Genomic DNA, 14,377 nt, shown 5'->3' on the forward strand with positions numbered 1-14,377 from the left:
GTCCACAGGAAAACTACACACTGGATCTCTCATGTCTGCCGCAGGAAAGAGCAACCCACTGGCAATCAGTGGCCTGGTTGTGCTCACACTTATCTGGAGTTATAGCTGGATTTTCATGAAGCAAGTCACCAGCTACATCGGTGCCTTCGACTTCACCGCCTTACGCTGCATTTTCGGCGCTCTCGTTTTATTCATTGTCCTTTTATTACGTGGTCGCGGAATGCGCCCGACACCGTTTAAATACACCTTAGCCATTGCCCTGTTACAAACCTGTGGGATGGTTGGCCTGGCGCAGTGGGCGCTGGTTAGCGGAGGAGCGGGGAAGGTGGCGATCCTGAGCTATACCATGCCGTTCTGGGTGGTGATTTTCGCCGCGTTGTTTCTCGGTGAACGCCTGCGACGTGGGCAATATTTCGCGATACTGATTGCCGCTTTCGGCTTATTTTTGGTGTTGCAGCCGTGGCAACTCGATTTCTCTTCGATGAAAAGTGCCCTGCTGGCAATCCTCTCCGGTGTTAGTTGGGGGGCGAGCGCGATTGTCGCGAAACGCCTATACGCCCGCCATCCACGCGTGGATTTATTGTCGTTAACATCCTGGCAGATGCTTTATGCGGCGCTGGTGATGAGTGCGGTCGCTTTACTGGTGCCACAACGTGAAATTGACTGGCAGCCCACCGTGTTCTGGGCTCTGGCCTACAGTGCGATTCTGGCGACGGCGCTGGCGTGGAGCTTATGGTTGTTTGTATTGAAAAACTTGCCTGCCAGTATTGCCAGCTTAAGCACACTGGCCGTTCCCGTTTGCGGCGTACTCTTTTCCTGGTGGTTGCTCGGTGAGAATCCGGGGGCCGTTGAAGGTAGCGGTATTGTGCTGATTGTGCTGGCACTGGCGCTGGTGAGCCGTAAGAAAAAAGAAGCTGTCAGTGTAAAAAACATCTGAATTTTTTCTTCATGTGGGGCGATCGCTTATTTAACAAAATACCGATAGTGCCCCACCATCCGCCAGCTAAACAGCACGTCTTCTTCCTGCGCGCCTGCGCCAATGTTATGTATCACCAGCGGCGTACCGTCGCGGGCAAAGCCATCTGACACCACCCCAATATGCGCCAGCCCGTTATCCAGTCGCCAGGAGACAATATCGCCCGCTTGATAGTCACTGGGGTTCTTGCTGGTGGGGCGTGTTTTATCATGGCGGCTAAACCAGGTTTCCAGATTAGGCACCCGACGGTGATCGATGTTGCTGTCCGGGCGCTTTAACTGCCATTTTTGCGGGTACTCAGCAAAATTCTTCGCCATATCTTCGTGAACCAGTTTCTGCAAATCGACCTTCTGGCTGCGCAAGGCGCGGATCACCACATCGGAACATACGCCGCGTTCTTGCGGGACATCACCGCCAGGATAGGTAAGCTGCACATACGCCGGATCGTAAAATAGCGTGCTGCCGATTTGCTGTCTGGCACCGTCTGCGATGGCAAGGTTGGTGTTGGCCTGGATTTGTACCACGGTTGGTGGAACGGCCGGAGATTTTAAGGAGTTGCTGGTAAACGCCGTTAGCAGGCTGACCAGCGCCAGTGAAGCTTTCATCTGGTTCGTCCGTGAAAATAAGAGTCACAGATTCGACCTTCCGGGCTAACGATTGTTCTGTAGAGAAAATGTCCAGAAGCGGATAAAAAATTCCTGAACAACGTGTGAGTTTCAGACGGGTGATAACGTATAAAAAGTGCTCGAACAGTCCCCTCTCCCCTTTGGGGAGAGGGTTAGGGTGAGGGGAACAGGCCAGCTCCGGGGCGAATATTTACCCTCACTCCGACCCTCTCCCTGAAAGGGCGAGGGGGAAAAACATGCCCGCAGTGACGAGTGAGCCACTTTGCCTGCACTCTCAAACTCCCGGACAAGCCGGGAGTTTGGAGTAGGTTATTCCCACTCTTGCAGGAAACGCTGACCGTACTGGTCGGCTACCAGCAGTGCAGCGTAAACCTGATCTGGCGTCGCGCCGCCAGGCATGTTGTGGATGGTTTCACCTTCTGCACATGCCGCTTCTGCCACAATTCGCATTTTCGCCGGGACATCTTCTTTAATATCCAGTTGAGCGAGAGTTATTGGCAAACCTACCGCATGGCTAAGTGCAGCTACGGTTTCGATTTCCTCCACCGGCGCGTTTTCCAGAACCAGCTGCGTCAGCGTACCGAATGCCACTTTTTCACCGTGATAATAGTGATGCGCATCTGGAATAGCGGTCAGGCCGTTATGTACTGCGTGCGCCGCAGCCAGACCTCCGCTTTCAAAACCCACGCCGCTCAAATAGGTGTTCGCTTCAATCACGCGCTCCAGCGCCGGAGTCACTACATGCTGTTCGGCGGCAAGCATCGCTTTTTCGCCTTCTTCCAGCAGGGTGTTGTAGCACAGTTCAGCCAGTGCCAGCGCCGCCTGGGTGCACTTGCCGCCCGCCATGGTGGTCGCGCCGCTACGAGAGCAAGCACGCGCTTCAAACCAGGTTGCCAGCGCATCGCCGATACCCGCCGCTAACAGACGTGCAGGTGCGCCAGCGACGATTTTGGTGTCGACAATGACCATATTCGGGTTATTTGGCAACATCAGATAGCGGTCAAATTCACCATCATCGGTGTAGATAACAGACAATGCGCTGCACGGTGCATCGGTAGAGGCGATAGTCGGTGCGATCGCTACCGGAACACCCATGAAATGTGCCAGTGCTTTGGCAGTATCGAGGGTTTTTCCGCCACCGATACCGAGAATTGCGCCACACTGCGCAGTCTCCGCGATGCCACGCAGACGGTCGATCTCATTTTGCGAACATTCACCGCCAAACGGCGCAATTTCTACTACCAGTCCAGCATCTTTAAAACTTTTCTCGACAGTGGATTGAGCAAAACCTAAAACAAATTTGTCACCCACCACTAACCAGCGTTCTGCCAGCGGCTTCAGGTATTCGCCCAGACGATTAATCACATCAGCGCCCTGGATGTATTTACCCGGTGATTGAATAATGCGGTCCATAATTGCTCCTTTAGAGATGAGTAGTGCCAAATGCGGCATTCCAGTCGTGTTCGAACTTCTCTATAGCTGACTCTACCGCAGGGGTGTTGAGCATTTGTTGCGCTACATCTAAGGGCAGGGTGATGGATTCACATCCTGCCAGTAAACAGTCCAGCGCCTGACGCGGCGTTTTAAAGCTGGCCGCCAGCACCATGCTTTCTGGTGCGTGCATTTCTAACAGCGCTTGCAGCTCCTGAACCGTACGAATGCCGTCTCCGCCCTGGGCATCTACGCGGTTAACATACGGAGCAACGTATTTTGCCCCTGCCAGTGCGGCTAATAACCCTTGTGCGGCGCTATATACAGCGGTGCCAAGTGTAGTAATACCCTCTTTTTTCAGTATTTTAATTGCTGCCAGACCTTCGGAAGTCACCGGGATTTTAACCACAATGCCCGGAATGGCGTCGCGCAGGCGCTTCGCTTCTTCCACCATCCCCTGCGCGTCGCGGCTCATTGTCTGAGCAAACAGAATGCCCTCATCACCAATCGCTTTTTGCAGACGCGGCAGCACTTCCCATATGGACTCCTTGCTGGCAGCGATAATGCTCGGGTTAGTTGTCACCCCGGCAATCGGGAATATGCGTGCCAGACGTTCGACTTCTGCGACGTTAGCGGTGTCCAGATACAGTTCCATGATGTTTCCTTTTACAGTTCCAGTTCATGTTGCAGCAGGCTGGCGATAGCGTCGGCAGAGGCGGCGTTAACCAGCGCGTTACGGAATTCTTCGTGCATGATGCGGCGAGCGAGGCGCGAGAAAATGCGCATGTGCTGATCGCCCGCAGCGTGTTTGTTCAGCGTTAACATAATGATGAATTGCGCTTCATCATCGCCCCAGCGCACCGGCGCTTGCAGACGCGCTACGCTGATGGTGGATTGCTCAATATGTTCCGATTTGCTGTGGGGAATGGCAAAACTAAAGCCCAGACCGGTAGAGAAAACGGCCTCGCGCGCCCACAAGTCGGCTTCCAGTTTACGCGGATAGCGGCAGCGGCCCGCCAGCAGCAGGTTATCGGTCATGCCTTTGAGCACTTCTTCTTTGCTGCGCCAGTCGCTTTCCAGTGTGATGCACTCGGCGGTGACCAGCGGTGCGTCTTGTTGGGTCATGCGGAATTGCGCCAGCAGGTGTTCCACTTCCAGCGAAGTACGGCAGGCCATTGCCTGGTTGAGCAACTTGCGGCACTCACGGCTATCAAGTTGCGCCATTCGCGCTTTCGCCGCCGGAATTGATGGTGCGCTCATGCTCAGCTCATCCAGCCCTAAACCGACCAGCAATGGCAGCACGGAACCTTTCGCTCCCAGTTCACCGCACAGACCAATCCATTTGCCCTGGCGATGTACCGCCTGCACGGCGTAATCGAGCGCCCGCAAGAATGCTGGATTCAGGCTGTTATAGTGACGAGTAACCTTAGCGTTATCGCGATCCACTGCCAGCAGATATTGCGTCAGGTCATTACTACCAATACTAAAGAAATCAATCTCTTCACAGCATTGATCGATGATGAACATCACCGACGGCACTTCCAGCATGATGCCGAGCTGGATCTTCTCATCAAACGGAATGTGTTCGTTACGCAGTTGCTGTTTGGCTTCCGCCAGTTTTTCTTTCACCCATAAGATCTCTTCCATTGAAGAGATCATCGGGATCATGATTTTCAGGCTGCCGTGAGCGGAGGCACGGAGAATCGACCGTAGTTGTGTGGTAAATAACGACGCGTACTCTTCATAAATACGCACGGCGCGATAACCGAGGAACGGGTTTGCCTCTGCGGGAATGTTCAGATAATCAACGGGTTTGTCACCGCCAATATCCATAGTGCGCACAATAATGCTGCGTCCGTTGGCGGACTCCAGCGCCTGGCAAAAAATGTTGTACAGCTCGCTTTCGCCCGGTGCACTGGTGCGATCCATATAGAGCATTTCAGTGCGGAATAAACCAACGCCTTCCGCACCATTGCCGAATGCGGCCTGCGCTTCCACGGAGTGAGCGATGTTAGCGGCAATTTCAATGCGGATACCGTCAGCGGTACGGGCTTGTTGGGTCAGCCAGACACGCTGTTGCTCACGCAGGGCGTCCTGTACGCGGGCTTCCTGCTGATAATAACGAGCTACGGCTTCCCCTGGCTCAACCACAATCGCCCCAGCGTTGCCGTCGATATAAATCGTTTGATGCTGCCACGGAGTGAGGGCATCAATATCCACACCAACCAGCGTCGGAATGTTGAACGAACGGGCAAGGATCACCGTGTGTGACGTGGTGCCGCCGCTTTTGAGCAACAATCCTTTGAGGTGATTTTTATCCAGTTCGAGGAACTGGCTGGGGGTCAGTTCATCAGCCATACAAATGGCGGGCTGCGTCAGTTTGCCCGGTGCCGGGAAGCGTTGCTCACCGTAGATTTGCTGGAGTAACTGGAAGCAGACGTCGCGTACGTCCAGGGCACGTTCTTGCAGGTAGCTGCTGCTGGAACGGGCGAACTCTTCGCAGAAGTGGTGTGCACTGGCGACAATCGCTTCGGCACAGCTTAATCCCTCGCTGACGCCTGCCAGTAAGTGCTGACGTAAAGAAGTATCGCCAGCCAGGGATCGGTGAGCTTCCAGTATCGCGCTGGTAGCACCGTCGCTATCCAGCAGACGAAATTCAATGTTTTTCATTACCAGTGTCAGGCCGTTTTCCAGCGCGGATTGCTCGGCGTCAACGCCTTTGGCAGCAGGAAGATTACCCAGCGCATTGAGATCTAAAGAAGAGATCGGCGTCAGAATGCCGCCTGCACTACCGCTGCACACGGTGCGGGCGCGGATAATTTGCGGATTCAGATTGGTCAGTGAAACCGGCAGTGGTTCCAGTTCGTCAGATTTAACTTCCGCCAGCGGCGCATCGCAGTGGGGGAATTCATCGCGCAGCCATTGGCTTAAACGCTGGTGCGCTTCCTGTTCGTCGGCCCCGGAAATCAGTAACTGGCAGTTATCGCCCGCCAGCGTGTCGGTGCCAATCAGCGCAAGGGCGCTTTTGGCGTTGCCCTTGCGGTCAGTGCGCAGGTTATGCCACTCAATTTGTGATGAAAAAGTATTACACAGCGTTTCAACGTGGCTTGCCGGACGCGCATGTACGCCGTTAGGTAGCTCACAAATAAATTCCACAATCAGGGCCATTGCCTTTCTCCCGGTACGGTTTTCTGTTTACAGGATAAGAGCGCACGGCAACGGCCTGCCATGTGACAAATCTGCCAAAAGCTGGACAAATGTAATGTAACCGTCAATTTGCGACGCGTCTCACAAGACACCGTTCTGCGGCATGCTTCCGGGTTATCGCAAGTTATGAGGCGGATCGCATTTTTGTACTGATATTACAAAAGTCCAGTAAATGGCCTTTTTATCCACTGTTTGCTCCGCCTGCGATTGCCTATTGTTTCCTCCATCAAAAATATGGACATGGGCTTTTGCAAGCCCGGGAGCAGCTTATGAATGAGTTGGTGCAGATCCTGAAAAATACCCGTCAGCACTTAATGACGGGCGTTTCACACATGATTCCCTTCGTGGTATCGGGCGGTATTTTGCTGGCGGTTTCCGTCATGTTGTATGGCAAAGGCGCAGTGCCGGATGCCGTAGCCGATCCGAATCTGAAAAAACTGTTTGATATCGGCGTTGCGGGTTTGACGCTGATGGTGCCTTTCCTCGCCGCTTACATTGGTTACTCCATTGCAGAGCGTTCTGCGCTGGCTCCGTGCGCTATCGGTGCCTGGGTTGGTAACAGCTTTGGTGCGGGCTTCTTTGGTGCACTGATCGCCGGGATTATCGGCGGCATCGTGGTGCATTACCTGAAGAAAATTCCGGTGCATAAAGTTCTGCGCTCGGTGATGCCAATCTTCATCATTCCTATCGTCGGCACACTGATTACCGCAGGCATCATGATGTGGGGGCTGGGCGAGCCTGTGGGGGCATTGACCAACAGCCTGACTCAGTGGCTTCAGGGGATGCAGCAGGGCAGCATTGTTATGCTGGCGGTGATCATGGGCCTGATGCTGGCGTTCGATATGGGCGGTCCGGTTAACAAAGTGGCCTATGCCTTCATGCTGATTTGCGTTGCTCAGGGTGTTTATACCGTGGTGGCCATTGCTGCCGTGGGTATTTGTATTCCGCCGCTGGGGATGGGGCTGGCGACGCTGATTGGTCGTAAAAATTTCTCCGCAGAAGAGCGCGAAACCGGTAAAGCGGCGCTGGTGATGGGGTGCGTTGGGGTTACTGAAGGGGCGATTCCTTTCGCCGCTGCCGATCCGCTGCGTGTTATTCCTTCCATCATGGTCGGTTCAGTTTGTGGTGCGGTAACTGCGGCACTGGTCGGTGCACAGTGCTATGCAGGCTGGGGTGGTCTGATTGTGCTGCCGGTGGTTGAAGGCAAGCTGGGTTATATCGCAGCAGTGGCTGTCGGAGCAGTGGTGACGGCAGTCTGCGTGAACGTGCTGAAAAGTCTGGCGCGTAAAAATGGGTCTTCGACTGATGAAAAAGAAGACGACCTGGATTTGGATTTTGAAATTAATTAATTGAGGAACGAGCCATGACGAAAATTATTGCAGTAACCGCGTGTCCATCTGGTGTTGCCCATACCTATATGGCGGCAGAGGCGCTGGAAAGTGCCGCGAAAGCGAAAGGCTGGGAAGTGAAAGTAGAAACCCAGGGGTCAATTGGTCTGGAAAATGAACTGACAGCGGAAGACGTGGCGAGCGCCGATATGGTGATTCTGACCAAAGATATCGGCATCAAGTTTGAAGAGCGTTTTGCTGGCAAGACCATCGTGCGCGTCAACATCAGCGACGCGGTAAAACGCGCTGATGCCATTATGAGCAAAATTGAAGCTCACCTGGCACAAACCGCTTAAGTTCTTATCCCGCCCGTAAGGGCGGGTTCGCTTTCCCACAGGAGTTCCTCATGACGAATCGTATCTCTCGCCTCAAAACTGCACTGTTTGCCAATACCCGTGAAATCTCGCTGGAGCGTGCGCTGCTTTATACCGCCAGCCATCGGCAAACCGAAGGCGAACCGGTGATATTGCGCCGGGCGAAAGCAACAGCGTATATCCTTGAACATGTTGAAATTTCGATTCGTGATGAAGAACTGATTGCCGGTAACCGCACCGTAAAACCGCGCGCCGGGATTATGTCGCCGGAAATGGACCCTTACTGGCTGCTGAAAGAGCTGGATCAATTCCCGACGCGTCCGCAGGACCGCTTTGCTATCAGCGAAGAAGATAAACGTATCTACCGTGAAGAGTTGTTCCCGTACTGGGAAAAACGTTCGATGAAAGATTTCATTAACGGGCAGATGACGGATGAAGTAAAAGCCGCGACCAGCACGCAGATTTTCAGCATCAACCAGACGGATAAAGGCCAGGGGCACATTATTATTGATTACCCGCGCCTGCTGAATCACGGGCTGGGTGAGCTGGTAGCGCAAATGCAGCAACATTGTCAGCAACAGCCGGAGAATCACTTTTATCAGGCCGCGTTGTTACTGCTGGAAGCCTCGCAGAAACACATTTTGCGTTACGCCGAACTGGCGGAAACGATGGCGGCAAACTGCACAGATGCCCAGCGTCGCGAAGAGCTGCTGACTATTGCGGAGATCTCCCGCCATAACGCGCAACATAAGCCGCAGACGTTCTGGCAGGCGTGCCAGTTATTCTGGTACATGAACATCATTCTGCAATACGAATCCAACGCCAGTTCGCTGTCTTTAGGGCGCTTCGACCAGTATATGTTGCCGTTCTATCAGGCATCATTAACCCAGGGCGAAGATCCGGCGTTCCTGAAAGAACTGCTCGAATCTTTATGGGTGAAATGCAACGACATCGTGCTGTTGCGCTCCACCAGTAGCGCGCGTTATTTCGCCGGTTTCCCGACCGGCTATACCGCACTGCTCGGCGGGTTAACCGAGAACGGACGTAGCGCGGTGAACGTACTTTCGTTCCTCTGTCTCGACGCCTATCAAAGTGTGCAATTACCGCAACCGAACCTGGGGGTGCGCACTAACGCCTTGATCGACACGCCGTTCCTGATGAAAACCGCCGAAACCATTCGCCTCGGCACCGGTATTCCGCAAATCTTTAACGATGAAGTGGTGGTGCCAGCGTTCCTCAACCGTGGCGTTTCGCTGGAAGATGCACGCGACTATTCCGTAGTGGGCTGTGTGGAATTATCTATTCCCGGCAGAACCTACGGCTTGCATGACATCGCGATGTTTAATCTGCTGAAAGTGATGGAAATCTGCCTGCATGAAAATGAAGGCAACGCTGCGCTGACTTATGAAGGTTTACTGGAGCAGATCCGCGCCAAGATCAGCCACTACATCACCCTGATGGTTGAGGGCAGCAATATTTGCGATATCGGTCACCGTGACTGGGCACCTGTACCGCTGCTCTCATCGTTTATCAGCGATTGTCTGGAAAAAGGCCGCGATATTACCGATGGCGGTGCGCGTTATAACTTCTCCGGCGTACAGGGGATCGGTATCGCCAACCTGAGCGATTCTCTCCATGCGTTGAAAGGTATGGTTTTTGAGCAACAGCGTTTAAGTTTTGACGAATTGCTGTCGGTATTAAAAGCCAACTTCGCAACGCCAGAAGGCGAAAAAGTCCGTGCTCGCTTAATTAACCGCTTCGAGAAATACGGTAACGATATCGACGAGGTGGATAACATCAGCGCCGAACTGTTACGCCACTACTGCAAAGAAGTGGAAAAATACCAGAACCCGCGCGGCGGCTACTTCACGCCGGGATCGTATACCGTTTCTGCTCACGTCCCGTTGGGATCGGTGGTTGGCGCGACGCCAGACGGTCGTTTTGCCGGGGAACAACTGGCAGACGGCGGCTTGTCACCTATGCTGGGTCAGGACGCACAAGGGCCAACGGCGGTACTGAAGTCAGTCAGTAAGCTCGATAATACGCTGCTGTCTAACGGTACGTTGCTGAACGTGAAATTCACTCCGGCGACCCTGGAAGGTGAAGCGGGATTACGCAAACTGGCCGACTTCTTACGGGCGTTTACCCAGCTTAAGTTGCAGCATATTCAGTTTAACGTGGTGAACGCCGACACGTTGCGGGAAGCGCAACAGCGCCCACAAGATTATGCCGGGCTGGTGGTGCGCGTTGCCGGATACAGCGCCTTCTTTGTCGAACTGTCGAAGGAGATCCAGGATGACATCATCCGCCGGACAGCGCATCAGCTGTAACGTTGTGGAAACGCGCCGCAATGATGTGGCGCGCATTTTCAACATTCAGCGTTATTCACTGAATGACGGCGAGGGCATTCGTACGGTGGTCTTTTTTAAAGGCTGTCCGCATCTTTGCCCGTGGTGTGCTAATCCGGAGTCGATCTCCGGCAAAATCCAGACGGTACGCAGAGAGGCGAAATGTCTGCACTGTGCGAAATGTTTGCGTGATGCGGATGAATGCCCGTCCGGGGCGTTTGAACGGATTGGTCGCGATATCAGCCTTGACGCGCTAGAACGGGAAGTGATGAAAGATGACATTTTCTTTCGCACGTCCGGCGGCGGCGTCACGCTTTCTGGCGGCGAAGTGTTAATGCAGGCGGAGTTTGCTACCCGTTTTTTACAGCGACTTCGGCTTTGGGGGGTGTCATGCGCCATTGAAACTGCCGGAGACGCGCCAACCAGCAAGTTGTTACCGCTGGCGAAATTGTGCGATGAAGTGTTGTTCGATTTAAAAATTATGGATGTGACTCAGGCGCGGGATGTGGTGAAGATGAACCTGCCACGCGTGCTGGAGAATTTGCGTTTGCTGGTGAGTGAGGGTGTCAACGTGATCCCGCGTTTACCGCTGATCCCTGGTTTCACACTCAGCCGGGAGAATATGCAGCAGGCGCTGGATGTACTGATCCCGCTGAATATCAGGCAGATCCATCTGTTACCGTTTCATCAGTACGGCGAACCGAAATACCGCCTGCTGGGGAAAACATGGTCGATGAAAGATGTTGCTGCGCCGTCGTCAGCCGATGTGACAACGATGCGCGAAATGGCAGAACGGGCCGGATTTCAGGTTACCGTGGGAGGTTAAAATGGCATACCTGGTGGCAGTAACCGCCTGCGTAAGCGGCGTGGCGCATACATATATGGCGGCGGAACGGCTGGAAAAGTTGTGCCAGTTAGAGAAGTGGGGCGTCAGCATTGAAACCCAGGGCGCGTTGGGAACGGAGAATCGTTTAGCGGACGAGGATATCCGCCGGGCGGATGTTGCGCTGTTAATTACGGATATCGAGCTTGCCGGTGCTGAGCGATTTGAACATTGCCGCTATGTGCAATGCAGCATCTACGCTTTCCTGCGTGAGCCGCAGCGGGTGATGAGCGCGGTGCGCAAAGTGCTTTCTGCGCCGCAGCAAACCCATCTTATTCTGGAGTAGTCGGTTTTTCTGTCAGTTGGCTGTGGTACTGACGACGATATTCCGACGGCGAGCGTTCGGTATTTTTACGAAACAGACGGCAGAAGTAGTTGCTGTCGACAAAGCCGCAGGCGTGCGCCACTTCTTTTACCTTCAGGTCATAGCCTTTCAATAACGTCTTAGCGTGCTCCAGTCGCGTGTGATTCAGGTATTCGTTAAAACCAATGGCCCCTGTTTTTTGAAACAGGTGCGAGAGATAGTTTGGTGAAATATAGAACGCCTGTGCGACAGATTCGCGGGTAAGCGCGGAGGCATAGCGTTCGTCGATATAATCGCGAATAGCTTCGAATAGTGCCTGGCTGCGTGAGGCGGTCTGGATTTGGCTGCCAAGCAAATCGCGGCAGTGGCTAAGCAGGCTGGCGACGATAAGCCTTGCCGTTTGCTGCTCCTGCGGCTGCATTTGCATTTCATTGAGCGTTTGTAGCAGAAAAGAACCTATGCGTGGGCCGCGCCGGGCGACGTGTTGCTTCGCCAGATTTTGATATTGTTTGCCATCCCATTGCACGACGCTGAAGCCGAGTTGCTGTTTGCCAAACAGCACGCTAAAGGTAGTGGCGGGGGCTTGCCATTGTGGAAAATTCCAGCCACCAGCAGGAACGTACAGCACATCGCCGGGAACTAACGTTGCTCCAGCACCGGTATCAACAAACTCACCTTCCAGCACAATTTCCAGCCGTGGAAAATCGACCTGATACGCAAGATCGGGCACCGGGCCGTTACTGCTGGCAAAGTAAATCTGGCGCAGGGACAGCGGGCCGTTGATCAGGCGGGAGAGCAGATAGCTGACGTCGTGATACATGTTATTCCCTTAGGTATGTAGACGGGAAAACAGTAACTGGCATTATTAAAAAAGGCCACCTGAAAAGTGTGGCCTGAGGGGAGTTCGATGTAAACATTGCGGCAGTTTCAGTCGACTTGTATTGCCGGATGCGGCGTAAACGCCTTATCCTGCCTACCGCCGCGATCTGTAGGCCGGATAAGACGCGTCAAGCGTCGCATCCGGCAAATAGCACTTGGCTGATAATTACTGATTACCCACCTGATCGCCATACGGCAGTGTGTCGTAATCGATCAGCGCATTTTTCTTATACGGGTTACCAATCCAGCGGGTAGTTTCTTTGAACTGCGGATTCACCACTGAACGGGTTGGATCGTAACCGTCGTAAGATAAACCCGCCAAATCTGACCAGGTGTGGATCAGTTCCGCCAGGCTGTATTTACGATCAACATCCTGCGAGAAATCACGCGGATGAGTCGCTTGCCATTTTTCTGACGTCCACAGCAGGAACGGAATGGTGTACATATGACGCGTCGGGTTGTCCTCATTACGCCCCTGAGTTTTGTGCGGCGGCGTGTCGTAAACCTCTTCACCGTGGTCAGAGAAGTAAACCAGGAAACCGTTCGGGTCTGCTGCTTTAAAGTCTTTAATCAGGCTGGCAACCACATGATCGTTATACAGGTTAGCGTTGTCATAATCGTTATATGACTCCAGCTCTTCTGCGCTTAGTCCCGGCGGAACATGATCGGTATTGCCATCAAACTTGCCCTGATTTTCCGGGTAGCGGTATTTGTATTTGATATGCGTACCCAGCAGATGAACGATGATCAGTTTCTTCGGCGCAGGGTCATTCAGCACTTCCTGGAACGGCTTCAGCACGTTGGTGTCGTATTCACGCGCACTCTGCGTACGTTGCTGGTTCATGTAGTACTGCTTGTCGGTCTGGCGCGAAAATACCGTCAGCATGGTATTGCGGGCGGTCATCGTCTGCTGGTTGGTGATCCAGAAGGTTTTATAACCCGCCTGTTTCATCATGTTCATCAGCGACGGCTGCGTCAGATACAGATCCGGGTTCTTTTCATTGGCAAAGGTCAGCGCCTGTTGCAGGATTTCAATGGTGTACGGACGAGACGTCACCACGTTATTAAACACGGTCAGATTCGGATCGGTTTTATGCAGCGCATCCAGCTCCGGCGTGGTTTCACGCGGATAACCGTACAGACTCATGCGGCCACGCTGGGTCGACTCGCCAATCACCAGCACTAAAGTGCGCGGTTCGTTACCCGATTCATCTTTGAAATTCGCCAGCGGCGGCAAGGCATTATTTTCATTCAGTAGCTTTGTTAGCGAGTTTAGTTGCTGACGATACTGATAATAGCCGGTCAGGAATTGCCACGGTGCGGCAGGCTCCATACGCGATGCCAGGTTATCCAACGTTTTCTCAAATGGCTTGTTTTTGATAAACGTATTCATGGCGATCGGATGCAGAATCAAGCCATAAAGTAGGGCAAAAGAGACAACATAACGCCACGGCTTTGGAATATAGACCGGGCGCAGGCGTGTCCACAGCAGAACTGCCACCGCCGTATAGGCCAGCGCGATAAGCACAATTTTCAGGCTGAAATACTGGCTTAAATACTCGCTGGCTTCGTTGGTGTTGGTTTCAAACATCACAAACAGAACGCTCTGCGAGAACTCCTGACCGTAGATGACGTAGTAGCACAGCGCCGCCAGAGAGGCCGCCCATAGCACCACGCCGATCACTGCGGCAATAATTTTAATCCGCTTCGGAAAGAGGAATATCGGGATCAACCACAGCGAACTGAATAACAGCGAGTCGCGAATGCCGTTAGTGCCACTATAACCACTGATGTAAATAATGGCCTGTAGCAGAGTAGAGAAAAACCAAAAGTAGAGCAGTGCCCAACCCAGGGCTTTCCAGCTAAAAAGGGGTTTAGCTTGGACTTCTGTGGAATGCATAGTAAGAACCTGTCTTGAAAAAAATATCGCCGAATGTAACGACAATTCCTTAAGGATATCTGAAGGTATATTCAGAATTTGAATAAAATGCAGACAGAAATATATTGAAAACGAGGGTGTT

The 14,377-nt window shown here is 53.2% G+C and carries 12 protein-coding genes; 6 read left to right on the top strand and 6 right to left on the bottom strand.

The genetic code is table 11. The features are described 5' to 3' along the window. The first annotated feature begins 31 nt into the window (after window positions 1-31). On the top strand, window positions 32-937 hold the full coding sequence (yijE, locus tag G434_RS08550) for a cystine transporter YijE (RefSeq protein WP_001306638.1): 906 nt from the start codon (window positions 32-34) through the stop codon (window positions 935-937). 26 nt (window positions 938-963) lie between these two features. Here yijE and G434_RS08545 read toward each other — a convergent pair whose 3' ends face one another. The 4 genes from G434_RS08545 to ptsP all read right to left on the bottom strand — a co-directional run bounded on the left by G434_RS08545 (window position 964) and on the right by ptsP (window position 6,201). Continuing rightward, window positions 964-1,581, bottom strand: a complete 618-nt coding sequence (locus G434_RS08545; protein ID WP_000647907.1) for a DUF1287 domain-containing protein — start codon at window positions 1,579-1,581, stop codon at window positions 964-966. Between the two features lie 330 nt (window positions 1,582-1,911). After that, the gene (gene gldA / locus G434_RS08540; RefSeq protein ID WP_000373992.1) at window positions 1,912-3,015 is read right to left on the bottom strand and encodes a bifunctional L-1,2-propanediol dehydrogenase/glycerol dehydrogenase; all 1,104 of its coding nucleotides are present in this window, start codon (window positions 3,013-3,015) and stop codon (window positions 1,912-1,914) included. Window positions 3,016-3,025: 10 nt separating this feature from the next. After that, window positions 3,026-3,688, bottom strand: coding sequence for a fructose-6-phosphate aldolase (gene fsa, locus G434_RS08535; protein WP_000424838.1), 663 nt, complete (start codon window positions 3,686-3,688; stop codon window positions 3,026-3,028). An 11-nt stretch (window positions 3,689-3,699) separates the two neighbouring features. Further along, on the bottom strand, window positions 3,700-6,201 hold the full coding sequence (gene ptsP / locus G434_RS08530) for a phosphoenolpyruvate--protein phosphotransferase (RefSeq protein WP_001174088.1): 2,502 nt from the start codon (window positions 6,199-6,201) through the stop codon (window positions 3,700-3,702). A gap of 308 nt (window positions 6,202-6,509) precedes the next feature. Here ptsP and G434_RS08525 point away from each other — a divergent pair, with 308 nt between their 5' ends. From G434_RS08525 to G434_RS08505, 5 genes are read left to right on the top strand one after another with little or no spacing between them, the layout of a single operon-like run. After that, window positions 6,510-7,589, top strand: coding sequence for a PTS fructose transporter subunit EIIC (locus tag G434_RS08525; protein WP_001004446.1), 1,080 nt, complete (start codon window positions 6,510-6,512; stop codon window positions 7,587-7,589). Window positions 7,590-7,603: 14 nt separating this feature from the next. Further along, on the top strand, window positions 7,604-7,924 hold the full coding sequence (locus G434_RS08520) for a PTS fructose-like transporter subunit IIB (protein ID WP_000161265.1): 321 nt from the start codon (window positions 7,604-7,606) through the stop codon (window positions 7,922-7,924). Window positions 7,925-7,974: 50 nt separating this feature from the next. Further along, complete coding sequence (locus G434_RS08515) at window positions 7,975-10,272, top strand: formate C-acetyltransferase (protein ID WP_000184828.1); 2,298 nt, start codon at window positions 7,975-7,977, stop codon at window positions 10,270-10,272. Further along, a complete protein-coding gene (locus G434_RS08510; RefSeq protein WP_000204151.1) occupies window positions 10,238-11,116 on the top strand; it encodes a [formate-C-acetyltransferase]-activating enzyme in 879 nt (292 codons plus the stop codon). The genes G434_RS08515 and G434_RS08510 overlap by 35 nt, the downstream gene beginning before the upstream one ends. Before the next feature lies 1 nt (window position 11,117). Beyond that, window positions 11,118-11,459: a PTS fructose-like transporter subunit IIB gene (locus tag G434_RS08505; RefSeq protein ID WP_000323849.1), complete on the top strand. Its 342-nt coding sequence runs from the start codon at window positions 11,118-11,120 to the stop codon at window positions 11,457-11,459. Here the strand turns inward: G434_RS08505 and G434_RS08500 are convergent. Together G434_RS08500 and G434_RS08495 are read right to left on the bottom strand one after the other, a co-directional pair. Next, entirely contained in the window at window positions 11,446-12,297 is an 852-nt protein-coding gene (locus G434_RS08500; protein ID WP_000274636.1) for an AraC family transcriptional regulator, read from the bottom strand. The genes G434_RS08505 and G434_RS08500 overlap by 14 nt on opposite strands. A gap of 225 nt (window positions 12,298-12,522) precedes the next feature. Continuing rightward, a complete protein-coding gene (locus G434_RS08495) occupies window positions 12,523-14,256 on the bottom strand; it encodes a phosphoethanolamine transferase CptA (RefSeq protein ID WP_000556273.1) in 1,734 nt (577 codons plus the stop codon). Window positions 14,257-14,377 lie beyond the last annotated feature (121 nt).

The sequence above is a fragment of the Escherichia sp. KTE172 genome (assembly GCF_000408845.1).
Lineage (GTDB): Bacteria > Pseudomonadota > Gammaproteobacteria > Enterobacterales > Enterobacteriaceae > Escherichia > Escherichia coli.